General features: G+C 57.1%; 24 protein-coding genes. 10 read left to right on the forward strand and 14 right to left on the reverse strand.

The genetic code is table 11. The features are described from left to right. The first annotated feature begins 114 nt into the window (after nucleotides 1-114). Nucleotides 115-765, forward strand: a complete 651-nt coding sequence (zinT, locus tag ACOWVD_RS02695) for a metal-binding protein ZinT (RefSeq protein WP_004932265.1) — start codon at nucleotides 115-117, stop codon at nucleotides 763-765. Nucleotides 766-811: 46 nt separating this feature from the next. Here zinT and ACOWVD_RS02700 read toward each other — a convergent pair whose 3' ends face one another. After that, a complete protein-coding gene (locus ACOWVD_RS02700) occupies nucleotides 812-1,129 on the reverse strand; it encodes an antibiotic biosynthesis monooxygenase family protein (RefSeq protein WP_033632861.1) in 318 nt (105 codons plus the stop codon). 539 nt (nucleotides 1,130-1,668) lie between these two features. Between ACOWVD_RS02700 and ACOWVD_RS02705 the strand changes: the two genes are divergently transcribed. Next, nucleotides 1,669-2,973, forward strand: a complete 1,305-nt coding sequence (locus tag ACOWVD_RS02705; RefSeq protein ID WP_049240327.1) for a D-amino acid dehydrogenase — start codon at nucleotides 1,669-1,671, stop codon at nucleotides 2,971-2,973. A 76-nt stretch (nucleotides 2,974-3,049) separates the two neighbouring features. Beyond that, a complete protein-coding gene (gene dadX, locus ACOWVD_RS02710; protein ID WP_049240328.1) occupies nucleotides 3,050-4,123 on the forward strand; it encodes a catabolic alanine racemase DadX in 1,074 nt (357 codons plus the stop codon). Nucleotides 4,124-4,131: 8 nt separating this feature from the next. On the opposite strand, the gene ACOWVD_RS02715 is transcribed toward dadX, so the two are convergent. The 3 genes from ACOWVD_RS02715 to ACOWVD_RS02725 all read right to left on the reverse strand — a co-directional run bounded on the left by ACOWVD_RS02715 (nucleotide 4,132) and on the right by ACOWVD_RS02725 (nucleotide 6,752). After that, nucleotides 4,132-5,325, reverse strand: a complete 1,194-nt coding sequence (locus tag ACOWVD_RS02715; protein ID WP_164094877.1) for a multidrug effflux MFS transporter — start codon at nucleotides 5,323-5,325, stop codon at nucleotides 4,132-4,134. Nucleotides 5,326-5,402: 77 nt separating this feature from the next. Further along, nucleotides 5,403-5,963, reverse strand: a complete 561-nt coding sequence (locus tag ACOWVD_RS02720) for a 3'-5' exonuclease (protein ID WP_004932251.1) — start codon at nucleotides 5,961-5,963, stop codon at nucleotides 5,403-5,405. Between the two features lie 306 nt (nucleotides 5,964-6,269). Continuing rightward, nucleotides 6,270-6,752: a hypothetical protein gene (locus ACOWVD_RS02725; protein WP_421105409.1), complete on the reverse strand. Its 483-nt coding sequence runs from the start codon at nucleotides 6,750-6,752 to the stop codon at nucleotides 6,270-6,272. A gap of 225 nt (nucleotides 6,753-6,977) precedes the next feature. Here ACOWVD_RS02725 and ACOWVD_RS02730 point away from each other — a divergent pair, with 225 nt between their 5' ends. Continuing rightward, entirely contained in the window at nucleotides 6,978-7,271 is a 294-nt protein-coding gene (locus ACOWVD_RS02730) for a hypothetical protein (RefSeq protein WP_015378107.1), read from the forward strand. Between the two features lie 263 nt (nucleotides 7,272-7,534). Here ACOWVD_RS02730 and ACOWVD_RS02735 read toward each other — a convergent pair whose 3' ends face one another. Beyond that, a complete protein-coding gene (locus ACOWVD_RS02735) occupies nucleotides 7,535-7,711 on the reverse strand; it encodes a GhoT/OrtT family toxin (protein ID WP_015378105.1) in 177 nt (58 codons plus the stop codon). Nucleotides 7,712-8,537: 826 nt separating this feature from the next. Here ACOWVD_RS02735 and ACOWVD_RS02740 point away from each other — a divergent pair. Further along, nucleotides 8,538-9,227: an alpha/beta hydrolase gene (locus tag ACOWVD_RS02740; protein ID WP_004932239.1), complete on the forward strand. Its 690-nt coding sequence runs from the start codon at nucleotides 8,538-8,540 to the stop codon at nucleotides 9,225-9,227. Between the two features lie 124 nt (nucleotides 9,228-9,351). On the opposite strand, the gene ACOWVD_RS02745 is transcribed toward ACOWVD_RS02740, so the two are convergent. The 3 genes from ACOWVD_RS02745 to yeaG form a co-directional block, all read right to left on the reverse strand. After that, a complete protein-coding gene (locus ACOWVD_RS02745) occupies nucleotides 9,352-9,582 on the reverse strand; it encodes a hypothetical protein (RefSeq protein ID WP_004932237.1) in 231 nt (76 codons plus the stop codon). A gap of 338 nt (nucleotides 9,583-9,920) precedes the next feature. Further along, nucleotides 9,921-11,189: a YeaH/YhbH family protein gene (locus ACOWVD_RS02750; protein ID WP_004932234.1), complete on the reverse strand. Its 1,269-nt coding sequence runs from the start codon at nucleotides 11,187-11,189 to the stop codon at nucleotides 9,921-9,923. Nucleotides 11,190-11,321: 132 nt separating this feature from the next. Then, nucleotides 11,322-13,256 (reverse strand): protein kinase YeaG, encoded by a 1,935-nt coding sequence (yeaG, locus tag ACOWVD_RS02755; protein WP_004932230.1) that lies wholly within the window; start codon nucleotides 13,254-13,256, stop codon nucleotides 11,322-11,324. A gap of 42 nt (nucleotides 13,257-13,298) precedes the next feature. On the opposite strand from yeaG, the gene ACOWVD_RS02760 reads away from it, so the two are divergent. Then, complete coding sequence (locus ACOWVD_RS02760) at nucleotides 13,299-13,574, forward strand: hypothetical protein (protein ID WP_153297016.1); 276 nt, start codon at nucleotides 13,299-13,301, stop codon at nucleotides 13,572-13,574. A 108-nt stretch (nucleotides 13,575-13,682) separates the two neighbouring features. Next, nucleotides 13,683-14,447, forward strand: a complete 765-nt coding sequence (locus ACOWVD_RS02765; RefSeq protein WP_015378103.1) for a MipA/OmpV family protein — start codon at nucleotides 13,683-13,685, stop codon at nucleotides 14,445-14,447. A 94-nt stretch (nucleotides 14,448-14,541) separates the two neighbouring features. On the opposite strand, the gene ACOWVD_RS02770 is transcribed toward ACOWVD_RS02765, so the two are convergent. Both ACOWVD_RS02770 and gapA read right to left on the reverse strand, forming a co-directional pair. Continuing rightward, nucleotides 14,542-15,417: a D-hexose-6-phosphate mutarotase gene (locus ACOWVD_RS02770; RefSeq protein ID WP_049240331.1), complete on the reverse strand. Its 876-nt coding sequence runs from the start codon at nucleotides 15,415-15,417 to the stop codon at nucleotides 14,542-14,544. A 192-nt stretch (nucleotides 15,418-15,609) separates the two neighbouring features. Beyond that, nucleotides 15,610-16,605 carry a glyceraldehyde-3-phosphate dehydrogenase gene (gene gapA / locus ACOWVD_RS02775; protein ID WP_004932222.1) on the reverse strand — a complete coding sequence of 332 codons (996 nt, stop codon included), beginning with the start codon at nucleotides 16,603-16,605 and terminating at the stop codon, nucleotides 15,610-15,612. 348 nt (nucleotides 16,606-16,953) lie between these two features. Here gapA and msrB point away from each other — a divergent pair, with 348 nt between their 5' ends. Next, on the forward strand, nucleotides 16,954-17,367 hold the full coding sequence (gene msrB / locus ACOWVD_RS02780) for a peptide-methionine (R)-S-oxide reductase MsrB (RefSeq protein WP_004932219.1): 414 nt from the start codon (nucleotides 16,954-16,956) through the stop codon (nucleotides 17,365-17,367). A 63-nt stretch (nucleotides 17,368-17,430) separates the two neighbouring features. Further along, a complete protein-coding gene (locus tag ACOWVD_RS02785; protein ID WP_004932218.1) occupies nucleotides 17,431-17,703 on the forward strand; it encodes a YeaC family protein in 273 nt (90 codons plus the stop codon). Between the two features lie 42 nt (nucleotides 17,704-17,745). On the opposite strand, the gene ACOWVD_RS02790 is transcribed toward ACOWVD_RS02785, so the two are convergent. The 4 genes from ACOWVD_RS02790 to sppA all read right to left on the reverse strand — a co-directional run bounded on the left by ACOWVD_RS02790 (nucleotide 17,746) and on the right by sppA (nucleotide 22,878). After that, a complete protein-coding gene (locus ACOWVD_RS02790) occupies nucleotides 17,746-19,023 on the reverse strand; it encodes a glycoside hydrolase family 18 protein (RefSeq protein ID WP_049240332.1) in 1,278 nt (425 codons plus the stop codon). 233 nt (nucleotides 19,024-19,256) lie between these two features. Then, entirely contained in the window at nucleotides 19,257-19,889 is a 633-nt protein-coding gene (pncA, locus tag ACOWVD_RS02795; RefSeq protein WP_049240333.1) for a bifunctional nicotinamidase/pyrazinamidase, read from the reverse strand. Nucleotides 19,890-19,911: 22 nt separating this feature from the next. Further along, a complete protein-coding gene (gene ansA, locus ACOWVD_RS02800; protein WP_421105410.1) occupies nucleotides 19,912-20,928 on the reverse strand; it encodes an asparaginase in 1,017 nt (338 codons plus the stop codon). A gap of 93 nt (nucleotides 20,929-21,021) precedes the next feature. Beyond that, the gene (gene sppA / locus ACOWVD_RS02805; protein ID WP_004932207.1) at nucleotides 21,022-22,878 is read right to left on the reverse strand and encodes a signal peptide peptidase SppA; all 1,857 of its coding nucleotides are present in this window, start codon (nucleotides 22,876-22,878) and stop codon (nucleotides 21,022-21,024) included. 160 nt (nucleotides 22,879-23,038) lie between these two features. Here sppA and ACOWVD_RS02810 point away from each other — a divergent pair, with 160 nt between their 5' ends. Further along, a complete protein-coding gene (locus ACOWVD_RS02810; protein ID WP_004932204.1) occupies nucleotides 23,039-23,590 on the forward strand; it encodes an NAD(P)H nitroreductase in 552 nt (183 codons plus the stop codon). The last annotated feature ends 44 nt before the right edge of the window (nucleotides 23,591-23,634 follow it).

Genomic DNA, 23,634 nt, shown 5'->3' on the forward strand with positions numbered 1-23,634 from the left:
TATAACCCTGCGGCAGGGGGGCGCAACACAATGCCTGTTGCACGACAAGGATTGAAAAATGTTATGTTATATTGTAACTTTTAATTTTTCCCGATAACGGACAAGGAGCGCATTTTGGCGAGGCATTTTGGCAAACTGGCGGTGGCGCTGGCCGCGTTGTTTATCAGCGGGCAGGCATGCGCCCACGGGCATCATTCACATGGCAAGCCGCTGACGGAGGCGGAAAAAAAGGCGGAGGCGGGGGTGTTCGACGATAAGGACGTCAAAGATCGCGACCTGGCCGACTGGGAGGGCGTGTGGCAATCCGTGTATCCCTATCTGCTCAATGGGGATCTTGACCCGGTGTTCAAGAAGAAAGCGGCACAGGACAAGCGCAAGACATTCGCCGAAGTGAAGGCGTATTACCGCAAAGGGTATGCCACCGATGTGGATACCATCGGCATTGAAAACGGCGTCATGGAATTTCACCGCGGTGACCAATCCAGCGCCTGTCAGTATAAGTACGCCGGGCATAAGATCCTGACGTATGTTTCCGGTAAAAAGGGCGTGCGTTATCTGTTTGAATGTCAGGATGCCGGCAGCCTGGCGCCGAAATTCGTGCAGTTCAGCGATCATATTATCGGCCCGCGCAAATCGGCGCATTTCCATATCTTTATGGGCAACACGTCGCAGGAAGCGTTGCTGAAAGAGATGGATAACTGGCCGACTTACTACCCATTCCAACTGCAAACCAAAGAAGTCGTGGATGAGATGCTGCATCATTGATGCTGCTCGTTCCCGCAACCACAAGCCCGCCTGTGTGGGCTTGTGCTCAGTCAAACGGTCTGATTTGCAGGTAATCGTCCGTCACTTCCATTTCAAATAGCGTTTTATCTGCCAACAAGGTCGCACGCATTCGTTCCCGGGCTTGCCGGTAGCGTTCATCCAACTGAATATCACCGGCGCTTTCCCATGCGACTCGGCTTGGCCATTGCGCATAGCCGATAAACTGCCCGCCCACATCCCGATGCAGGCGCGAGCCAAGGCTGCCGCGCTGCAGATAGATACCTTGGGTCAACGCCAGCCAAGCCTGGCGAAAGGCGTGCTCGTGTCCGGGTTTGACTGAAAACTGGTAGATGGCGATGAACATAAGACGTTCTCCACAATAGCGACAGTGTGAACTTTAGGCGCTGTTTCTGGCTTCAACGTTCATATCGTGCTGCAGCGTTCAACATAAACGGGCGGGCCAAGGGCTCGGGTGTTTTATTCCGGCACTGAAAGCAAGGTTAACGGCAGCTGAAATTTTGCGCGATTTTTCTGCTGCGGAGGGAGGGGGCTCTCTTTGTTTGTTATGTTGGAATTTTTTATTTTATTGGATTTTTATTCTGTTTAAATGTTGGCTGGTATTTTTATGTTCTGTTAAATCAATGTTGCTTATTACGCCTTTTTTGAATGCTATCATTGATAGCGTTGATATCAATTCAGTGGCGGTATGACGCCATAATCCCCTCTAAACCGCATCTTATCGCTATTTGCAGACGGCTATTGCAAATACATGGCCCATCGACGATAAATTAATTGTGAATATTGTCACGTTTGATGACGAAGTTGTTGGACGGATTTTTTCACTGAGTTAATTTCCTGTAAGCAGAAGATTATGCTTTGTTAAGCCTTGGGCTGGAGTCAGCGATGCGAGTGGTAATTTTAGGTAGTGGAGTGGTGGGCGTAGCCAGTGCCTGGTATTTGGCGAAGGCGGGGCATGAGGTGACGGTGATCGATCGTCAGCCAGGCCCCGCACTGGAAACCAGCGCGGCGAACGCCGGGCAGATTTCACCGGGTTATGCTGCCCCTTGGGCGGCGCCGGGCGTGCCGCTGAAGGCCATAAGGTGGATGTTCCAGCGCCATGCGCCGTTGGCCATCCGCCTCGACGGCAGCAGCTTCCAGCTGAGCTGGATGTGGCAGATGTTGAAAAACTGCAACACCGAACACTACATGACCAACAAAGGCCGCATGGTGCGCCTGGCGGAATACAGCCGCGATTGTATCAAGGCGCTGCGTCAGGAAACCGGCATCCAGTACGAAGGTCGCCAGGGCGGCACGCTGCAGCTGTTTCGCACTCAACAACAGTTCGAAAACGCCGCGAAAGACATTGCGGTATTGGAAGATGCCGGCGTGCCTTACAGATTGCTGGAAGCCGGCCAGCTCGGCAGCGTCGAGCCGGCGCTGGCGCAGGTGGCGCACAAGCTGACCGGTGGCCTGCAGTTGCCGAACGACGAAACCGGCGATTGCCAGCTGTTTACGCAACAGTTGGCGAAGATGGCAGAGCAGGCGGGCGTCACCTTCCTGTTCAACCGCAGCGTCGATCGTCTACTGGTGGAGGGCGACAAGATCGCCGGCGTGCAGTGCGGCGAGGAAGTGTTCAAGGCCGACAGCTATGTGGTGGCGTTCGGCTCGTACTCCACGGCGCTGCTGCGCGGCCTGGTGTCCATTCCGGTTTACCCGCTGAAGGGCTATTCGTTGACCATTCCTATCACCGACGAAGCGGCGGCGCCGTTCTCTACGGTATTGGATGAGACGTATAAAATCGCCATCACACGCTTCGACCAGCGCATTCGCGTTGGCGGCATGGCGGAGATCGTCGGTTTCAATACGCAGCTGGAGCAAAAACGGCGCGAAACGCTGGAAATGGTGGTGCGCGATCTCTACCCGAACGGCGGCCGAGTGGAAGAGGCGACGTTCTGGACCGGCTTGCGGCCGATGACGCCGGACGGCACGCCAATTGTCGGCCGCACCTCGCTGAAGAACCTGTATCTCAATACCGGGCATGGCACGTTGGGCTGGACGATGGCCTGTGGCTCCGGGCAGTTGTTGTCCGATCTGATGTCCGGCATTACGCCGGCGATCCCTTCCGATGACTTGGCGGTGGCGCGTTACAGCGCCGGGTTTCGTCAGCAACACGCGGTTCCGCTGAACGACGTGCATCCCGCACGTTAATCGTTGACTCTGTCATAGACTTTCCCGGCCACGCGCAGGCGCGCGTGGCCGCCGTACGCTGCCCCAAGGAGAAGCGATGCCCCGTCCCATAACCGCCACGATGCATCTCGGCGCGATTGAAAATAACCTGCAGGTGGTGCGCCGTTTCGCCCCCGGCGCCAAAGTCTGGGCGGTGGTCAAGGCTAACGCCTATGGCCACGGCATCAAACACGTTTGGCGCAGCATGGCGCAAACCGACGGCTTCGCCATGCTGGATCTGGCCGAAGCGGTGCTGCTGCGCGAGTCGGGTTGGCAAGGGCCTATCCTGTTGTTGGAAGGCTTCTTCCAGCCGCAGGATCTGGCGTTGCTTGACCGTTATCGCCTGACGACGGCGGTGCACAGCGACTGGCAACTGGCGGCGATCGCCGACGCCACGCTGAACGCGCCGCTCAATGTCTATCTGAAAGTGAACAGTGGCATGAATCGGCTGGGGTTCGCACCCGAGCGGCTGCATGAGGTGTGGCGCAGGGCGCAGGCGGTAGCCAACATTGCCGAGCTTACGCTGATGAGCCATTTCGCCACCGCCGACGGCCCCGAAGGCGTGACGCAGCAGATGGCCACCATCGAGGCGGCGGCTACCGATATACCGCTGCCGCGCTGTCTGGCCAACTCGGCCGCCACGCTGTGGCACCCTTCGACCCACGGTAGTTGGATCCGTCCTGGGATCGTTCTCTATGGCGCTTCGCCGAGCGGTTGCTGGAATGACGTTGCGGCGACGGGGCTGCAGCCGGCGATGACGCTGAGCAGTGAAATCATCGGCATTCAGCAGCTGAAGTCTGGCGATCGTGTGGGTTACGGTGGTCGTTACAGCGCCGCAGGCGCACAGCGTATCGGCGTGGTGGCCTGCGGTTACGCCGACGGCTATCCGCGTCATGCGCCGACTGGTACGCCGGTATGGGTTGGCGGCGTGCTGACGCGCACCCTGGGAACGGTATCGATGGATATGCTGGCGGTGGATCTGACGCCCTGTCCGCAAGTCGAACTGGGCGCCGAAGTCGAGCTGTGGGGGCAACGTCTGCCGGTGGATGAGGTGGCCACGGCGGCAGGGACGTTAGGCTATGAACTGCTGTCGGCGTTAGCGGCGCGAGTGCCGGTCGCCATCGAAGCCTGAGCCGGGGCTCAGGCGACTTTTCTGATCTGCCCTTTAATCTGCTTGCTGAGCCGCCGCGCGTGCAGCGCCAGCAGGCAGCCCGCCAGCATCACCAGCGCCAGCGACAGCTTGGGTTGCAGCGGCAACGCCATCGCCACCAGACCCAGCGCGGCGCCGCCCGCCATCTGCACGAAACCGACCAGCGCGGACGCGACGCCGGCCTCATTGGAGTAGGGTTCCAACGCGTAGCTGGTGGCCGGGCCCATCACGAATGCCAACCCGGCGCAGGCGCTGGCGACTGGCAGCATATACGCCAGCCAGTGCGCTTGCGCCGTCGCGGGCAGCAGCATGACGCCCAGCAGCAGGCCCAGACAGCCCAGCCCCATCAACATGCCGCCGGTCGCCAGACAAACCGGGCGGCCGACCTTGTGGATGATGCGGTTGGCGAAGAAGCTGACCAGCATGATCCAGAAACCGTTGGCGCCGAACACCAGCGAGAATTGCAGCGGCGTCAGGCCGGCGGTGCCCATCAGCACGTTCGGTGCCAGAGAAACGTAGGTCAGCGCCATGCCCATCGCCCCGGAGTTCACCACCGCAAAAGAGAGGAAACGCCGTTCGCTGAGGATGCGCGCGTATTGACGCACCGGCAACCCCTTGACCGGCACGGTGTCGGCGGGGCGAGTTTCCGGCAGGCGCAGCGCGATGAGCGCCAACACCAGCAGCGCGTAGCCGACCAGGAACCAGAAGGGCGCGCGCCAGCCGAAGGCTTCGGCGAGCAGGCCGCCGAGCAGCGGCGCCAGCGCCGGGATGATGTTCAGCGTGCCGTTAAGAAAGCCGAAAGCGCGGGCGGCGTCGTCGCCATTCAGGCGATCGCGCACGCCGCTGAAGGCGACGACGGCGGTGCAGCAAACCGCCACCCCTTGCAGCAGACGCGAAGCGATGAAAATCGTCGGGCTGGTGGCCAGCGCCGCCATCGCGGCGCCGATCATGTAGAGGATAATGCCGGCCAGCGCCACCGGTTTGCGGCCATAGTTATCCACCAGCGGGCCGGCGATGACCTGGCCGAGGCCAAGTACCAGAATAAATAGCGATATGGTGGATTGGATCAACGCTTCGCTGCTGCCCAGGCCGACGGCAATAGCGGGAATAGTCGGCAGATAAAGATCGATGCCTAATGGGCCGAGCAGCACCAGGCTGAGAAGCATAAACAGAAACTTTTGCATAACAGAAAAGGCACGTCCGAGTGACAAAGAGGGCTAGAGTAGAGACTCTGGCGGCAAATGAAAAGGGGCAAAGCGGGTCAGCGCTGCGCCCCCTGACGATAATAGAGCGCCGAGACGGTATCGGCCACATAACGGGCCTGGTGGCGAGCATCATCCAGCGCACGATGCGGCATACCTTCGAACGGGCGAGCCTTTTTCGGGTTAAAGCCATGCAGTTCCGCCAGCGTGATCACCGTGCGCACGTCCTGAGTATCCCAAAACTTCCACGGGCAGGGCATTTCCAACTGCTGGAAGGCGTGTTCGAGGATCGCGCAGTCGAACTCTTTGCCGTTCCCCCAGACCTTTACCGTATCAGTGCTGTTCATATGGATAAAGCGGCTGAGGCTGCTCAGCACGCGCTTCAGGCTCTCGGTGCCGCCGAAGGCCTGTTTGCGTGCTTCATCGGACTGTTTCGCCCACCAGGCGACCGTGTCCAGACTGATGGTACGGCCCGGTTGGTCTTTCTGACTGCTGACGGCGGCCTCGAATTCGGCGCCGAGTTCCCCGGTCCGGGGATCGAAAAACACCGCCGCAACCACCAGAATGACGGCGCTGGGTTTTATATCCAGGGTTTCAATGTCTAACATCAGATGGTGCATCGGCGTTTCCGGTGGTGGGCGTGGTGGCTTAATGTTACTACAGAACGTGCGCCGATGCGGCCGGTGCGCACATGAAATCCTTTTAAAGCGCCTCGTTCAGGTTATGATGCTCGTGATACTCTTGTCAGGTTGGTCGCTATCGGTGAGAACGCTTATCTTTATTCTGTGCATGGCCGGCTACTTGCTGCTGCTGGGCTACCTTAGCATGTTCGTCACGGACAAGATCTGTGAGAAGGCGGGTAACTACACCAAAATATGCCGCGTCGTAGACATTTCCGAACCTCATATTCCCAAATAGCCCCCAGTTTATCCCAGATAGTCGGTGGTAATCAGCGGCGTCAGGATGGCCGCCAGCGCCGTGAGCGCCCCCCATTGCCGCCAGCCCAGCCGCGCCAGCCAGTCATGCCGCTGCGGCTGCGTGGCCAGTTGCCCGACGGCTACGGCGCCGGTCAGCAGCAGCGTCAGAATCAGCAGCACCAGGCAACGGCTCACCAACGTGAACTCAACATGCAGCACATTGGCGTAATACAGGCGCATCAGAATAAAATAGCTCAGCAAGACCCAGGCGAAAACGACGTTCTTCTTGAGCACCTGCTGCAGCATCAGCGCGAGAAACAGGCTGTGAAACAGCGACAGCAGCGGGGCCTCGATCGGGTGCCGAACGCAGACGTTGTAGACCGCCATGTAAATGTTGAAAACCAGCAGGATATAGATCACATAAATATACCAGCCGTAGATGACCTTGAGCTTTTTCGGGGGCGGCGGCAGGGAGAGTGCGTCCGGTTTCATTAATGCCTCCTGATGATGCCATGTAAACGCTGTGCTTGAAGACGGCGCGGCGACATCGTAATTTAAAATCCACAGGGTATATATCACCCGAGCGCTAAATGACAATTAAACGCGGGATCGGCTTTATTTCCGCGTTGGCCTGGAACTCTTTTGCGCCCGCGGGGTCGATTGGCGTACGAATGCCTGGCGGTTTTTGCACTATGATGACAGATATAATTTATTGATATGAAAGATTATAAAAATACTTCGGGCACAAAAATCCTGCTGTTGTTCAGCCTGGCGTTTTATACGCTATTGCCACCGTTGCTGACGGCGGTCGTGTTCAACCGTTTCAATCTTAATCCGTTCGCGATCGTCAAATTTTTTCACTTCAACCCGTTTTTGGCCGATCGGGGCATACCCGGCTATCAGACTTTCTTCTACTTGCTGATGCTATGGTTGGGGTTGAACGCTTTGCTCTGGCTGCTGGTGTGGGGGGCGGGGCGATTGTATCAGCGCTGGCGATCGCCGCGCGGCTGATAGTTTCTCAAGGGGGAAAGTTGCCTGGGGAAATGACTTTGCATTCAATAATGAGACGTATTATCATTTTATTCGCCGGTGAGGGGAAAAGGGTTGTCTCCTTCTGTGCCCCCGATCCGGCACGACATTGCTCACATTGCTTCCCGTTTTCATGCCAGCCTTGCGCTGGCACTTTTTTATCCCACGCCAAAAACCATGACGCCGGTGGTCAGCCTCTTTTCATTAATATGGCTGTTTAAAAGCCAGCGCGCGGCATTGGGGCGTTAGAACAGCGAAAACAGCAACACCACCGGCAGGCTCAACGGCCAGGTTAACCCGATGGTCAGTGCGCTGATACAGCGAATTTTGACGGTGTCCCGGCTAACCAGGTAGGTGAAAACCATAGAAACTAACAGACCAATAAAATAACAGTATTGCGTTGCAACCCACAGCGGCGACATGAAACCCGATCCCAGTTGTATTTTTACGCGCGAATTCTAGGAGCTTGGCGGGTGATAATCAATGACCAAAGGCCCTTTATTCAAACCTTTATCCATAAGTATGCATAATTTATTTCTATAAAGAACGTAGGGTTATTAGCGGCTTTATGTTTATTGCCAAAAGAAATCAACAGCATAGTTACCGGTAACATTTTGCGTCAGGCAAGCCATCCTTCTGGAGTGAACTCCGCTGAGCAGTAAAAGAGTCGGTGAAGGGGGAAACGCGGTGGGGTTATGACTCATAAAAATTAATGATGTATTTGCGAACAGCAAGGTTAAGGTGAGGTGGCGTCGGGTTTGGCGGTACGTGAACCCTTCAGGCGCCGGTTTTAGCGCATCAGTCGCGATGCGCCGCTTGCCCGCCAGGGAGGGGGATGGTTGTCGTTACGGGTTTAATGAATGTTAAGACCGTAGACGAACAGCCACGAAAACAGCAGCGCCAGCAGGCATGCCATAAAAACGATGGAGATCATTTCCTTCACAACTTCATTCCTTTTCCCGGTGAGCCAAATTTACTTCTCTTTGTTTTTGCGCGAAATTTTAGATCGGTATGGGTAAAAATCCTAGTTTTAATCCTTTTTTTTCCCGGCCTTGCGGCGTAAGCCGCTTCGATAAGCTGCGGCGGCGGTGGAAAATCGGGGACGTTAACTCGTCGTAGCTATTGCTGAACGCCATGAGGCTGACTATATAAAAGGAGGACTGCGTGGCGTCGAAGGCAGCCAGGCTCGCCCCTTGCGGGGGCGTTCATCTGCCTGCGGCGCTTTCCTATGAGATGAAGGAGTCGGCAATGAGCACAAAACCAACTATCGTGCTGGTACACGGATTCTGGGGCGGCGCCGCGCACTGGAGTAAGGTCATCATCGAGTTGTCGCGCAGGGGATATACGGCGATTCATGCGGTGGAAATGCCGTTGACGTCGCTGGCTGAGGATGCGGAACGTACGCGCAAGATGGTCGCGCAGCAAGCGGGACCGGTATTGTTGGTCGGGCACTCTTACGGCGGTGCCGTGATCACGGAAATGGGCAACCAGCCTAACGTGGTTGGCCTGGTCTACATCGCCGCGTTTGCGCCGGATGCCGGTGAAAGTGCCGGCGGTATTACGCAAGCGCATCCTCCTGCGGCAGTCGAGAATCTGGCCCCGGACAGCGACGGTTATCTGTGGATTAAAACCGACAAGTTTCACGAAAGCTTTTGCCAGGATCTGACCGCCGACGAGGCATTGGTGATGGCGGTGGCGCAGAAGGCCCCGCTGGCCGATACCTTTGGTAACACCATCGGCGAGCCAGCCTGGAAACATAAGCCGTCATGGTATCAACTTTCCAGCGACGATCGCATGATAGCGCCGGAGAATCAGCGGCGCATGGCGCAGCGGCTGCAGGCCAAGAAAGTGATGGTGCTGAATGCCAGCCATGCCTCGCTGGTTTCCCATGCCGATGAGGTGGCGGGTTTGATTGACGAAGCGGCAGGTTTGAAATAAAGCAGGGGCAGGAAGGCTCGACATTCTGCGGCAGATTATCCCTTCGCTGATATCGCTATAACAGCATCATCAACACGACGGCGACGGCAATAATGGCGTAGAGGTTTGCCTTACGTATATCGCCTTAGCGCCCGTTAACGCCGATCATTTCTATTGCCGCGCGATGCAGCCGCTGAAAATAATCATCGGGCTGCTTTTCTATCTCCTGGATAAGGCTGGCGAGCAGGTTCTGTTTGGTTATCGGCTTGTTGGCGGTCAGCACCAGCAGCACGTTTTTGCCGAGCAGGCAACATATTTGCTTATGGTATTCATCAACATCGTGCTTGTTGAGGCCATAGAGGGTGTAGTCGATCATGATGTCTAACCTGCTGACAGGTAAATGCCCGCCGCAGCGGGCTGAGAAGCCATAGAAAAATAAAATGAGGCAAATTTCGCTTAGGAAGAGACTTAAGCGATGGGGTAACGATAACTGAATGGGAATATTCCTATCAAGCCGTGCGGGGGGGAGCGGCGGATGTTTAGGAATAACCTCAGAAGAACAAATAATAGAGAGGACCGTTCTGGGGAATCTGACTTATTATTGCTGTTGTCATTGTTTAAAAAATAAACATGGGTTTTGCAAATATATAATGCGAAAAAGAAACAGCCGGAAAACGGTGCTTTCCGGCTGTGGTGACATTCACGCGGCGTTATTCACACGGTCTGCTTACGGAACAGTTCGCGGAATACCGGATAGATATCGTCCGGTTCGCGGATATGCTGCATGGCGAAGTTGTCGAATTTCGCCTGCAGATCCTCGTATTCGCGCCACAGCGTTTGGTGAGCGCGGCGAGTGATTTCTATGTAGCTGTAATAACGCACCATCGGCAGGATCTTTTTCGCCAACAGCTCATGACACAGCGGTGAATCGTCGGCCCAGTTGTCGCCGTCCGACGCTTGCGCGGCATAGATATTCCATTGCGCCGGGTCATAACGCTCTTCGACTACGTCATTCATTAACTTCAGCGCGCTGGAAACGATGGTGCCACCGGTTTCCTGCGAATAGAAGAACTCCTGTTCGTCCACCTCTTTCGCCTGGGTGTGATGGCGAATGTAGACCACCTCGACGTTTTTATAGGTTCGGCTCAGGAACAAATAGAGCAGAATGTAAAAACGCTTGGCCATGTCTTTGGTCGCCTGGTCCATCGAGCCGGACACGTCCATCAGGCAGAACATCACCGCCTGGCTGGAGGGCTCCGGCCGGCGCTCATAGTTTTTGTAGCGCAGGTCGAAGGTATCGATAAACGGCACGCTTTCGATTTTCTTGCGCAGTTCGGCAATTTCCTTGCGCAGCCGCTCCTCTTCCAGCAATTGCACCGGCTCGGTATTTTCCAACTGGGTCAGCGCATCTTCCAGCTCGTGCAACGCGCGTCTTTTACCGGCGGTCATGGCGGTTCGTCGCGCCAGCGAGTTCTGCAGCGAACGCACGACGCTGATGTTGGCCGGCACGCCATTGGCGGTATAGCCGGCACGATGGGTTTTGAACTCGGTCAACTGCTTGTACTGATTCTTTTTCAGATTGGGCAGGGCGAGATCCTCGAACAAAAGATCGAGGTACTCGTCTTTGGAGATCTGGAAGACGAATTCATCCTGGCCTTCACCGTCCTGGCTGGCGTTGCCCTGGCCGCCGCCACCGCCTGCGCCGCCCTGAGGCCGCTCAACGCGATCGTTCTGCACGAAGTGGTCATTGCCTGGGTGAACGCGATGGCGTGTACCGCCGCGCCCCTGATGAAACATCGGTTCGTTGATATCGTCAGTGGGGATGGAGACCGATTCCCCGCTGTCTACGTCGGTGACCGAACGCTTGTTGATGGCTTCGGCAATCGACTGTTTGATTTGCGACTTGTAACGGCGCAAGAAGCGCTGGCGGTTCACCATGCTCTTGTTTTTGCCGTTCAGCCGTCGGTCAATGAAATAGGCCATACTTCCCCCAAACGACGTTGCCAACTCTTCATGTCCCGGTCGCGACAGCGCAATGTGTAAGCCCCTCCTTGGGCTGCGCTGCAACGTCCATGACTGTGGACATGGCCCTGATAATGCCGCTTACCTGAGGCGTTATGAGGATTTTCTGACCCGCAGATACCATTCACACAACAGGCGCACCTGCTTGCGGGTATAGCCTTTCTCCATCATGCGGTCGACGAAGTCGTCGTGTTTTTTCTGCTCGTCCGTCGAGGTTTTGGCGTTAAATGAAATCACCGGCAACAGCTCTTCGGTATTGGAGAACATTTTCTTCTCGATCACGGTGCGCAGCTTCTCGTAGCTGGTCCAGTTCGGATTGCGGCCGTTGTTGTTGGCGCGGGCGCGCAGCACGAAGTTCACGATTTCGTTGCGGAAATCTTTCGGGTTGCTGATACCGGCCGGTTTTTCAATTTTCTCCAGTTCGGCGTTCAAAGACTCGCGGTCGAACAGCTGACCGGTGTCGGGGTCGCGATACTCCTGATCCTGGATCCAGAAGTCCGCGTAGGTCACGTAACGGTCAAAAATGTTCTGTCCGTATTCCGAGTAGGATTCCAGATAGGCGGTCTGGATCTCTTTGCCGATAAACTCGGCGTATTTCGGGATCAGATAGCCTTTCAGATGTTCGAGGTATTTCTCGGCCAAATCCTGCGGGAACTGTTCGCGTTCGATCTGCTGCTCCAGCACATAGAACAGGTGCACCGGGTTGGCTGCCACCTCGGCGTGATCGAAGTTGAATACCCGCGAGAGGATTTTAAAGGCGAAACGGGTGGAGAGGCCGTTCATGCCTTCGTCAACCCCGGCGTAGTCGCGGTACTCCTGATAGGACTTGGCTTTCGGATCGGTATCCTTGAGGCTTTCGCCGTCATACACGCGCATTTTCGAGTAAATGCTCGAGTTTTCCGGCTCTTTCAGCCGCGACAGCACGCTAAAGCGCGCCAGCGTTTCGAGGGTGCCCGGCGCGCAGGGCGCGTGAGTCAGCTCGCTGTGATCCAGCAGCTTGTCGTAAATCTTGATCTCTTCCGACACGCGCAGGCAGTAAGGCACCTTGACGATGTACACGCGGTCGAGGAACGCTTCGTTGTTCTTGTTGTTACGGAAGGTCACCCACTCGGATTCGTTGGAGTGCGCCAGAATAATGCCGTTGAACGGCAGGGCGGAGATGCCCTCGGTGCCGTTGTAGTTACCTTCCTGAGTCGCCGTCAGCAGCGGATGCAGCACTTTGATCGGCGCTTTGAACATCTCGACGAATTCCATAATCCCCTGGTTGGCGCGGCACAGTGCGCCGGAATAGCCGTAGGCGTCCGGATCGTTCTGCGCGTGGTTCTCCAGCTTACGGATGTCCACTTTACCGACCAGCGCCGAGATGTCCTGGTTGTTCTCATCGCCCGGTTCGGTTTTGGCGATGGCGATCTGCTCCAGGATGGAAGGGCGCACCTTCACGACTTTAAACTTGGTGATATCGCCGCCGAACTCGTGCAGGCGCTTCGCCGCCCACGGCGACATGATGGTGCCGAGATAGCGACTTGGGATGTTGAACTCTTTTTCCAGGATTGAGGCATCTTCCTGAGGGTTGAACAGGCACAGCGGATGATCGTTGACCGGGCTGCGTTCGCCGTTGGCGCTGAGGGTGTAGATGGGCACGCGCTGCATCAACGCTTTAAGGCGTTCTGCCAGCGAGGATTTACCGCCGCCCACCGGGCCCAGCAGGTACAGGATCTGTTTCTTCTCTTCCAGGCCCTGCGCGGCGTGCTTCAGGTAAGAGACGATCTGTTCGATGGCCTCTTCCATGCCGTAGAATTCTTCGAAGGCCGGATAGCGTGCGATCACGCGGTTGGAGAACAGGCGCGACAGGCGTGATTCTAGCGCAGTGTCGACCATCACAGGTTCACCGATAGCCATCAGCAGACGTTCGGCCGCGTTGGCATAGGCACTGCGATCTTGCCGGCAAATGGTAAGAAATTCCTGCAGTGTGAACTCTTCGTCCTTGGCAGCTTCGTAGCGCTGGCGATAGTGGTCAAATATGTTCATGATGCCCGTCCTTTCGTTATTAGCACAGGTTAAAGAGAGCGTGTGATAGTGTTCTGGCTCCCGAAAGATGAGAATACGCCTGAGTACAGCAACCCGTATGCCAACTTGGTGCGCTTATTATCGCGAGTTGCGCTGTATGCCACTGGGCCCAGGATAAATTCACCTTCTGATTTAAGCTTAGTTTGCTTGCCGGAAAATTTCCTGCCGCAGAAAAAGCTTTTTTTAAGTCATATCAATGACTCAGTTATTACCGTGGAAGCCAAATGCCTTGTCTGGCGCGGCCTGCGGGATAAAACGTCATCGTTCCGCCATGATTAATTCATAATTCCGCTATAAGTTATTCGATCTTGGTCGTTTTCCTTTGTAAAGATTAGGCGCGCAACTAAATTTTCACATAAACTATCGCGGCTATTAACCCTGTAATTTATGGAAAAAGAACCAGTGAAGATTTCAAAACTCAAAACGCTAGCAATTATCGCTTCCGCAATGGTTTGTGCGCAAAGTGCTCAGGCGGGGACCTGGTCACTCGGTGCTGCCGCGCTGGTTAGTCCGGACGCGTATCGCGGTTATCAGGACCGCGTTTATCCGGTGCCCGTCATCGACTATGAAGGTGACGACTTCTACTTTCGTACTCTGACCGCCGGTTACTACCTGTGGAAAGATCAAGAAAACCAGCTGAGCATCATGGGTTACTACACGCCATGGGGCTACCGTCCAGGCGACAGCGACGACGATCGCATGAAGCGCCTCGACAAGCGTCGCGGCACGCTGATGGCCGGCCTGGCCTATTCGCACAACGCGGAATGGGGCACCCTTCGTACCACGTTCACCGGCGACACGCTGAACAACAGCAACGGGCTGGTGGGCGATGTCGCTTATCTGTACAAGTTTGATCTGGACGCGCTGACGCTGGTCCCGGGCGTGGGCGTGATGTGGAACAGCAAGAACCAGAACAAATATTACTACGGCGTCAGCGCCAATGAATCACGCCGCAGCGGCCTGGACAGCTACACCCCTGGCGATAGCTGGGCTCCGTATCTCGAGCTGAGCGCCAATTATCAGATCAACAAAAGCTGGAACGCCTTCTTCGTCGGCCGCTATGTGAAATTGTCGGATGAAGTGAAAGACAGCCCGATGGTGGATAAATCTTACACCGGTTTGTTGATGACGGGTGTGAGCTACACCTTCTAATCACGCATTGCACAACTGTCGTGCATGTCGTGCATCAAAAAGGGGCGCTAGCGCCCCTTTTGCACATCTGTGGTGCGCTTCCGCGCACGGTTCCTCAGGCCTTCTTACGACTGCGGAAGGTGACACCCAAACGGGCGGGTTGCTCGCCGGCAGCGACCAGCGGTTTGCTGACGCGCCCGGTCTCGATGCAGACCATGGTCTTGTAACCGTCGTTCGGCATATCCCCCATGCTGCAGGAGAGTTCCACGCCGGGGTTCCAGGCGATGACGTCGCTCATATGATGGTGGTGAACCTCGATGGTGCGAGCGAGTGCCGGATCGCGGATCTGGCTGAAAGCTTCCGGGCGGGTATAGACGCGGTCGGTTTGGCCGACAAAGGTCACTTCGCCGGTCTGGCGCGCTTCGGCGCCGCCCGCCACTTTATCGATATACGGCTCGCCCAGGCCCGCCACGCTGACCCGATCGATATCGCCGACCTGGAAGTAGCTGTGCAGAGCCGCCGTGGCTTGATAATCGCCGTGCGACTCCAGTTCGATCTCGCACTCTTCACCCAGCTTGAAGCGAGCAATCAGCGTGAAGGCGTGCGGCCACAGTTTGCGGGTCTGCTCATTGTCTTTCAGCGTAAAGGTCAGGATGACGCCGTTGTCATCTTCATCGTGCGCCGTCAGGCTCCAGGGCTGGTTGCGGGCAAAGCCGTGGGAGGGCTGCGCCACCGGGCCGAACCACGGCCAACAGATCGGCACGCCGCCGCGGATGGCCTTGCCTTTGGCGAAAGGCGTGTTGTTGCTGAGCCAAATCACCGGCTGCTCACCGCTGGGCTGCCAGGCCAGCAAATGCGCGCCTTGCAGCGCGACGGCCGCGCGCACTTTCGGGTGCGACACCACAACCACGCCCAGCTCATCGAGTTGCCGCTGGCTGATATAAGGAGAAATTTGTTCGGAAACGGGCAGGGTGAAAATTTTCTCGTTCATTTCATAACCTATTGTTTGCCGGAAATAGAAATGGACCCTATTAGCTTTCGGGTCACAACCAGGCCCTCAGGCGCATGCTTAGACAGTGACTGAGGTGAGTGTGTGCAGCCAACAACGCAGTGACTCGAAAGATGACGGGTAAAAAAAGGGCGACAAAAATGTCGCCCTCATTATCAGCTTAACATCATGCCATTACTTGGAGATGTGAGCGATCAGATCCAGAACCTTGTTGGAATAGCCGGTTTCGTTGTCGTACCAGGAAACCAGTTTCACGAAGTTGTCGTTCAGTGCGATACCGGCTTTGGCATCGAACACGGAAGTCAGCACTTCGCCGTTGAAATCGGTGGAAACCACGTCGTCTTCAACATAGCCCAGAACGCCTTTCATCGAGCCTTCAGCGGCATCTTTGATGGCTTTCTTGATTTCTTCGTAGGTAGCCGCTTTTTCCAGACGCACGGTCAGGTCAACAACGGACACGTTAGGGGTCGGTACGCGGAACGCCATGCCGGTCAGTTTGCCTTTCAGCTCTGGCAGAACCACGCCAACCGCTTTCGCTGCGCCGGTAGAAGAAGGGATGATGTTCTGGGATGCGCCGCGGCCGCCGCGCCAGTCTTTGTGAGACGGGCCATCAACGGTTTTCTGAGTAGCGGTGGTGGCGTGAACGGTGGTCATCAGGCCTTCAACGATACCGAAGTTGTCGTTGATGACTTTAGCCAGCGGCGCCAGGCAGTTGGTGGTGCAAGAGGCGTTGGACACGATGTCCTGGCCGGCATATTTGTCAAAGTTGGCGCCGCGAACGAACATTGGGGTCGCATCTTTGGATGGGCCAGTCAGAACCACTTTTTTAGCGCCGGCGGTGATGTGTTTACGCGCGGTTTCGTCGGTCAGGAAGATACCGGTCGCTTCAGCAACCACATCAACACCCACTTCGTTCCACTTCAGGTTAGCCGGGTCTTTCTCTGCGGTAACACGGATGGTTTTGCCGTTAACAACCAAGTGGCCGTCTTTAACTTCTACCGTACCGTTGAAACGGCCGTGAGTAGAGTCATACTTCAGCATGTAAGCCATGTACTCTGCGTCCAACAGATCGTTGATTGCAACGATCTCGATGTCAGAACGCTCTTGAGCAGCACGGAAAACAATGCGACCGATACGGCCAAAACCGTTGATACCTACTTTGATAGTCATATATTCCACCAGCTATTTGTTAGTGAATAAAAGGTTGGTTGTAAAATTACAAAAACCTTACCCAGCGTCAAGCGGAATCGTGTCAATACTTGCGGCAAGTCAAACCGGAAGGGTGGTTTTGCACGCTTATTGCACAGTCCATTTGCGCTCGGCCTCATCCGTTATATGGGGACAAGCCGCCAAGTATAAAGTCAGCATACGCAAGATGTGTGATCGTTATCACATATCATCGTGACGTGGCCTTTATGGGCTACAGTTTAGGCCAAAAACCCCTGCAGCGGTGTTAATTTTTTGTTATTATTAATCATTGTTTTCGTTGACATTATCCACATTCAGAGATAAGCACAAATGGCTAAAGAGACAACCCCCGGTCATCCGGTCACGGAACTGAATGAAATCCAACGTTATGTGACGCAACAGCGTGGCACCGAAGCGCCGTTCAGCGGCAAATTGCTGCACAACAAGCGCGAGGGCGTGTACCATTGCCTGTGCTGTAACCAGCCGCTGTTCTATTCCGAAACCAAATACGATTCCGGCTGCGGCTGGCCGAGCTTTTATGAGCCGGTTTCCGCCGATGCAATCCGTTATCTTGATGATAATTCACATAATATGCATCGTGTTGAAATCCGCTGCGGCCACTGCGATGCGCATTTGGGGCACGTTTTCCCTGATGGCCCGCAGCCGACTGGCGACCGCTACTGCGTCAACTCCGCCTCGCTGAGTTTCACCGATGGCGAAAATGGCGACCAAACGGCCGGTTAAGTGGTAATTTAATCAACAAAATCGATTCAGCTAATTATTCATCTGTAAGCGAGAAGGGCTCTGATGGACGTGAAAGATCTGATTGCGGCGATGACGCCCGAGATATACCAGCGCCTGGTGCAGGCGGTTGAGCTGGGCAAGTGGCCGGACGGCGTGGCGCTGACGCCTGAGCAGAAGGAAAACAGCCTGCAGGCGGTGATGCTGTGGCAGTCGATGAACAACGTCGATCCGCAGCACATGAGCATCGGCACCGACGGGCAGATCGTGATGAAGAGCAAGCAAGAACTGAAGCAGCAGTTTGTTGCCGAGCCGCTGGTCAAACTTAAACCGCAGTAAGCTGTCCCTAAAGCGGGGCGATGTCGCCATCGCCCCGTCGATTTACCGTTTTTCGCCTTTTATTCCCAGCGACTCCGCCAGCTGTTGCGCCAGCCGGTTATTGTCGTCCGCGCCGTACTCCCAGAACATCGCTCCCCCCAATCCCTGGCTTTTGATGTACTCGGCTTTGATAGCCACCGAACGCGGGTTCTCGTAGGAGATGGCGAACAGCGGTTTGCCTTCGGCGGATTGCAGCGTCAGGTAAGGCACCTTGGCGTCGTCATCCCAGTGCTCGCGGAAACGCTGCTGCGGATCGTTGAGCAATTTGCTGACGATATCGCGGTATTTAAAGTAAGTGTCTTTGCTGAGATCCAGCCCCAGCGTGCGGAACAGAGCGGTTTCTCGCGCACTGAAATAAGGCTGCGTCACCGGATGTTTGGCGGCGTCCGGCTTGTCCCAGTCGATGCCCGCTTCGGTCGCTCGTTTCGGCACCCGGCCGTAGAAACCGATACCCAGGTTCATCTGCGCCGGTTTTAATCCGGCGGCCAGATAATGTTTTACCACGGAATCGGCGCTGTAGCGGTCGGCGGCGGCTACGGTTGGCCAGCGCTTTGAATCGTACAGGTTGGCATTGAAGTACTGCGTGCCGTAAGCCATGTCGTAGGTCATCAGATTGATGTAGTTGAGGTAAGGGGCAATGCTTTTCACATCGACCCATTCCTGCGGGCTTTTGACGTTGGCCCCGACGGCGATGGTTAACAGCTTGCCTTTACCCAGCGCCTGATGAAGCTCTCTCAGCAGCAGGGTGAAGTTGTCGCGGTCTGCCGGTTGGCTTTCCACCAACCCCCAGGCGCCGTTTACCGGGTATTCCCAGTCCAGATCGATCCCATCCAGCCGGTACTGTGCGATCACCTGCAGCGCGGAGCGAATGAATATCGCCCGGTTTTCCGCGGTGGCGGCGGCGCCGGAGAAACCGCGTGCGCCCCAGCCGCCGACCGACAACAGCACTTTCAGCTCGGGGTTCTGTTTGCGCAGCACCGGCAGACGTTGCAGATCGGCCGTGACTTTCGGCGACAGGTAGATCTGGTGGCGGCGAGCGGGGTCTTTCAGCGCCGCATTGGTTTCGTCTTTCTCGTCGTTGTAGATCAGGCCGAACGAATAGTTGAGATGGGTGATTTGCGTCACGTCCAGCTTGTCGATGTCACCACCGGGGCCGGCGGTGACATCGCCGCCGCCGTTGAAGTAGCCGACGGAGAGATAGGCCGCCTGGGCCGTGCTTGCGCCGGCCATAGCCAATTGCACCGCCGCCAGCAAAGGCAGCAGTTTTCGGGTTATTTTCATGTCTGTCTCCTTGTGGTCGGCAAGGCCGACCGTACCGCCAGGGGCGGGCACAATAAAGCCGGGCTCAGTGGGCCCCGGATGCGTATAACCGATTGACGCCAAAAGCGTCGCAGCCATAACAGCAAAAGCGCCTGCTGGTCACAAGCCGTTGGGGAAGAAGAAAGGTGGTATTGTGAGCGGCGTCGATAATTTCGCCGCTGCGTAGAGAGGGCGCCGGCGGCGCCCGAGAGGATTTAGTTGGCGAGAAACTGTGACAGGGTAACTAGCTGTGCGCCGGCGCGCGCAATGTCCTGCAGCGCTCGCTCACTGTCGCCCGGCTGCAGATTCACGCCGCGGCAGCCGTCGACGATCACCTGCGTCGGATAGCCGGCAGCCAGTGCATCCAGCACGCTGAACTTCACGCAGTAGTCGGTCGCCAGGCCCATGATCGCCAGCCGCCGGACGCCCTGCGATTGCAGCCAATCGTGCAGTTCGGTCTGCGCCCGGTGGCCGTTATCGAAGAACGCGCTGTAGCTGTCGATATCCGTATCCTGTCCTTTGCGAAAAACGGCATCGATGTGTTGCCGCTGCAATTGAGGATGAAAATCGGCGCCGTGGCTCCCTTGCACGCAGTGCACCGGCCACCACACCTGCGGCAGACCTTCCAGCTCGCCGAGGGTGCCGACCTGCGCATCGGAGTTCATCGCAAAGCTGCGGTGATTGGCGGGATGCCAGTCCTGGCTGGCCACCACCGGCTCGCCCCGCGCCAGGCAGGCGGCGATAGCCTGATTGGCGACCGGGATGACGGCGTCGCCCTCCGTGACCGCCAGCGCGCCGCCGGGGCAGAAATCGTTTTGCAGATCGATCAACAACAGGGCCGTTTTCATCGCCGCTCCAGAGTTCAGTAGGTTAACCGTTGATGCTCAGCTCGCCGCGCAGATCTTGCTGCATCAGGCCGCGGATTTGTTCCGGCGTCAGCGGCTGGCTCAACAGATAGTGCAGCTTGGTCAGGGCGGCTTCCACCGTCATGTCGAAACCGCTGATCACCCCGGCATGCGCCAGCGCGTTGCCGGTGGCGTAGCCTTCCATATTGACGCGCCCGGAGATGCACTGCGTCAGGTTGACCACCACGATGCCGCGTTCAGAGGCCGCACGCAACTCGTCGATCAGCTCGGCCTTTTGCGGCGCGTTACCGACGCCGTAGGAGCGCAGGATCAGCGCCTTGACCGGCTGCAACAGGAAATTACGCACCACCGCGCCGGAAATGCCCGGATAGATGGTGACCACGCCGATCGGCTGCGGCGTGATGTCATGCACCTGCAACGCGCCGTTGCAAGCCGGGCTGTCGATGCCTTGCTGGCGGCGAATATGGATGCCGGCTTCCAGCAGCGGCGGCAGATTGGGGGAAGCGAAGGCGTCGAAGCCGTCGGCGTGCGCTTTGGTGGTGCGGTTGCCGCGGAACAGCTTGTTGTTGAAGAACAGGCTGACTTCGTTCACCGGATGGTTGGCCGCCAGGTACAGTGCATTCAGCAGATTGGTTTGGCCATCGGAGCGCAGCTCCGCCAGCGGAATCTGCGAGCCGGTGACGATCACCGGTTTGGCCAGGTTCTCCAGCATGAAGGAGAGCGCCGAGGCGGTGAACGCCATGGTATCGGTGCCGTGCAGGATCACGAAGCCGTCGTAGCGATCGTAGTTCTGTTTGATGTCGTCGGCGATGTGCTGCCAGTCTTCCGGCGTCATATCCGAGGAATCGATGAGCGGCGCGTATTCATGAATGTTGAAATCCGGCATCTCCGGCCGATGGAATTCCGGCATCAGCGCCAGCTGACGCTGCAGGTGGCCGGAAACCGGAATATAGCCGTGCTCGGAACGCTGCATGCCGATGGTGCCGCCGGTGTAGGCGACGTAAATGGATTTCTTTTGCATGGTTATGATTTTAACAAAGATAAGATGGGCTGAATTATAGGGACATGGCGGCAGAAAAAAAGCCCGGCGGTGGCCGGGCTGCAGAATTATTTGTTAGCGGACTTCTCCGCAGGTGAGACAGATCGCATAACGGTTTTGCGGATCGTTCAGGTTATTGAACAAGCCAGGTTGTTCTTTCACCGCGTTGGCGACCGAAGCCAGCGGGGCGGGCAGCATGGCCTGAATCGCGGCCGGCAGCATGGCGTGAATGGAAACGCCAAACTGGCTGAGCACCATATCGCTCAGGCTTGGGGTATCGACGAACCAGTCGAGCTGCCACTGCTGCAGCTTTGCCAGCTCGGCGGCTTTCTTCACCGCGTCGTCGAAATCACCCAACTGATCGACCAGGCCGTTGGCCTTGGCGTCGCTGCCGAGCCAGACGTGGCCCTGCGCGATTTGGTCAACCTGCTGCGGGGTCATCTTGCGTGATTTGGCGACCAGATCGAGGAAGTTCTTATACCCGTTTTCGATATTCAGCTGCATCATCTGCGAGAACTCCTGCGGCAGCGCCTTGGTGACCGCGATATCGGCCAGCGGCGAGGTCGCCACGCCGTCGGTGTGCACACCCAGCGTATCCAGGGTTTTCTCGTAGGTATTAATGATGCCGAAAATGCCGATAGAACCGGTCAGGGTGCTCGGGCTGGCGATGATATAGTCGGCCGGCGTCGAGACCCAGTAGCCGCCCGATGCGGCCATGCCGCCCATCGACACCACCACCGGTTTGCCGGCGGCGCGCACGGCGGCCAGCTCGGAGCGGATCACTTCGGACGCGCTGACGCTGCCGCCTGGGCTGTTGACGCGGAACACCACGGCCTTGACGGCCGGATCCAGACGCGCCTGGCGCAGCTCGGCGGCGGTGGTATCCCCCCCGACGTTGCCCGGCGTCTGCTGGCCGTCCATGATGGCGCCGTTGGCGAACACCACGGCGATCTTGCCGCCCTGGTTGGCGTCCGGCTTCGGCTGATAGTCGTAGATGCTGATGGCGTTGAAATCGTTCGCCTGTTTGTCCCAGCCGAAGGTCTTGACCAGCTGATTTTCGATCGCGGTGCGCGACGCCAGCTCGTCCACCAGCTTATTGTCCAGCGCATAGCGGGCGGTGTCGCCACCGGCCGCCTGCAGGCCGCTCAGCACGCCGGCTGCGCCCGGGAACAGCTGCTGCGGCGTCAGTTGGCGGTTGGCGGCCACGGTCTCCAGGTAGTTCTGCCACAGGCCGCCGATCCAACGGCTGTCCGCTTCGCGCGCCGCCGGGGACATATCGTCGCGGATCAGCGGTTCGACCGCCGATTTATAGGTGCCGACGCGGAAGATATTGGTGGTGACCTTGAGCATGTCCAGCAACGACTTGTAGTACAGGTTGTTGGTGGCGAAACCGTGCAGATCGACCGCGCCCTGCGGTGACAGGAAGACCTTGTTGGCGTAGCTGGCCAGGTAGTATTGCGTTTGGTTGTAGCTGTCGCCGATGGCGAAGATCGGTTTGCCGCTGTCGCGGAACTCGCGCAGCGCTTTGCCGATATAGCGCAGCGACGGCTGATCGGCGCCGGCGAAGTCATTCAGCTGCAACACCATGCCGGTAATGTTTTTGTCGTCTTTGGCCTTGCGGATGCTGTCCACCACGTCGAACAGCGAGTTCTCCTGCAGGCGGCTGCTGGAGGCGCCCAACAGTTCACGCCCCCATTGCCGCACCCGGTTGTTTACCGAAGGCTGATCGACCACCACGCCGCTTAAATCGACCAACAGCGCGCCGCGCGCCGGGGCCGTCGAGGTGGAGGAACTTTGGAAGGACAGATAGATGCCAACCCCAACCAGGATCAGCAGGACCAGGAACAGGTTAAGGATCAGTTCCCTGATAAAATTCAGCAGACGCCATGTCCACCGGAAAATGCCGGCAATAATTTGCCACAATGTGCGCATGTGCTCTCCAACAAGAGTCGAGAATGTTCCGCTATCCTAATGAGCGGCCGGGTAAATGTCAGCTTTAAATCGTGGCACACAGACGCTATCGCCGAGGCTGTAACTCGCCGTTTAGCTATGTTAACGTGGCCGGAATGAAAATTGTTATCAGGAGTTTACGATGGATGCTCTGGATCTTTTATTGAATCGTCGCTCGGCTTCGCGCCTGGCGGAACCGGCGCCGGCGGGGGAAGTGCGCCAAAACATCATCAACGCGGGCCTGCGTGCGCCCGATCACGGTGCGCTGCAGCCGTGGCGTTTCGTGATGATCGAGAATCAGGGCCTGGAGCGCTTCAGTCAGCTGCTGCAGGCGGCGGCGAAGCAGGATCAGTTGGATGAAGCGGCGATCGAAAAAGCCACCAAGGCGCCGTTCCGCGCACCGCTGATCATCACCGTCATCGCGCATTGCACTGAAGAGACCAAGGTGCCGCGCTGGGAGCAGGTGGTTTCCGCCGGTTGCGCCGTGCAGGCGATGCAGATGGCGGCGCTGGCGCAGGGCTTTAACGGCATCTGGCGCACCGGCGCCTGGACCGAGCATGCGCTGGTGCGTGAAGCCTTCGGTTGCCGCGAGCAGGATGAGATCGTCGGTTTCCTCTATCTGGGCACGCCGCAGCTGAAGGCCGCCACTAAAGTGACGCCGCCGGACAGCACGCCTTTCGTCAGCTATTTCTAAGTTTTTTCCAAAGGGGCGCGGCGAAAATGCGCCAAACCCCGCAA

This window comes from Serratia sp. SA088, assembly GCF_049065515.1.
In the GTDB taxonomy this organism is placed as follows: domain Bacteria; phylum Pseudomonadota; class Gammaproteobacteria; order Enterobacterales; family Enterobacteriaceae; genus Serratia; species Serratia nematodiphila.

What these genes read in the sequence shown, in the direction of transcription:
- ACOWVD_RS02700 (WP_033632861.1), bottom strand. Translation starts at nt 1,129, where the DNA reads ATGTTCATCGCCATCTACCAGTTTTCAGTCAAACCCGGACACGAGCAC.
- ACOWVD_RS02705 (WP_049240327.1), top strand. Translation starts at nt 1,669, where the DNA reads ATGCGAGTGGTAATTTTAGGTAGTGGAGTGGTGGGCGTAGCCAGTGCC.
- dadX (WP_049240328.1), top strand. Translation starts at nt 3,050, where the DNA reads ATGCCCCGTCCCATAACCGCCACGATGCATCTCGGCGCGATTGAAAAT.
- ACOWVD_RS02715 (WP_164094877.1), bottom strand. Translation starts at nt 5,325, where the DNA reads ATGCAAAAGTTTCTGTTTATGCTTCTCAGCCTGGTGCTGCTCGGCCCA.
- ACOWVD_RS02720 (WP_004932251.1), bottom strand. Translation starts at nt 5,963, where the DNA reads ATGCACCATCTGATGTTAGACATTGAAACCCTGGATATAAAACCCAGC.
- ACOWVD_RS02725 (WP_421105409.1), bottom strand. Translation starts at nt 6,752, where the DNA reads ATGAAACCGGACGCACTCTCCCTGCCGCCGCCCCCGAAAAAGCTCAAG.
- ACOWVD_RS02730 (WP_015378107.1), top strand. Translation starts at nt 6,978, where the DNA reads ATGAAAGATTATAAAAATACTTCGGGCACAAAAATCCTGCTGTTGTTC.
- ACOWVD_RS02735 (WP_015378105.1), bottom strand. Translation starts at nt 7,711, where the DNA reads ATGTCGCCGCTGTGGGTTGCAACGCAATACTGTTATTTTATTGGTCTG.
- ACOWVD_RS02740 (WP_004932239.1), top strand. Translation starts at nt 8,538, where the DNA reads ATGAGCACAAAACCAACTATCGTGCTGGTACACGGATTCTGGGGCGGC.
- ACOWVD_RS02745 (WP_004932237.1), bottom strand. Translation starts at nt 9,582, where the DNA reads ATGATCGACTACACCCTCTATGGCCTCAACAAGCACGATGTTGATGAA.
- ACOWVD_RS02750 (WP_004932234.1), bottom strand. Translation starts at nt 11,189, where the DNA reads ATGGCCTATTTCATTGACCGACGGCTGAACGGCAAAAACAAGAGCATG.
- yeaG (WP_004932230.1), bottom strand. Translation starts at nt 13,256, where the DNA reads ATGAACATATTTGACCACTATCGCCAGCGCTACGAAGCTGCCAAGGAC.
- ACOWVD_RS02765 (WP_015378103.1), top strand. Translation starts at nt 13,683, where the DNA reads ATGGAAAAAGAACCAGTGAAGATTTCAAAACTCAAAACGCTAGCAATT.
- ACOWVD_RS02770 (WP_049240331.1), bottom strand. Translation starts at nt 15,417, where the DNA reads ATGAACGAGAAAATTTTCACCCTGCCCGTTTCCGAACAAATTTCTCCT.
- gapA (WP_004932222.1), bottom strand. Translation starts at nt 16,605, where the DNA reads ATGACTATCAAAGTAGGTATCAACGGTTTTGGCCGTATCGGTCGCATT.
- msrB (WP_004932219.1), top strand. Translation starts at nt 16,954, where the DNA reads ATGGCTAAAGAGACAACCCCCGGTCATCCGGTCACGGAACTGAATGAA.
- ACOWVD_RS02785 (WP_004932218.1), top strand. Translation starts at nt 17,431, where the DNA reads ATGGACGTGAAAGATCTGATTGCGGCGATGACGCCCGAGATATACCAG.
- ACOWVD_RS02790 (WP_049240332.1), bottom strand. Translation starts at nt 19,023, where the DNA reads ATGAAAATAACCCGAAAACTGCTGCCTTTGCTGGCGGCGGTGCAATTG.
- pncA (WP_049240333.1), bottom strand. Translation starts at nt 19,889, where the DNA reads ATGAAAACGGCCCTGTTGTTGATCGATCTGCAAAACGATTTCTGCCCC.
- ansA (WP_421105410.1), bottom strand. Translation starts at nt 20,928, where the DNA reads ATGCAAAAGAAATCCATTTACGTCGCCTACACCGGCGGCACCATCGGC.
- sppA (WP_004932207.1), bottom strand. Translation starts at nt 22,878, where the DNA reads ATGCGCACATTGTGGCAAATTATTGCCGGCATTTTCCGGTGGACATGG.
- ACOWVD_RS02810 (WP_004932204.1), top strand. Translation starts at nt 23,039, where the DNA reads ATGGATGCTCTGGATCTTTTATTGAATCGTCGCTCGGCTTCGCGCCTG.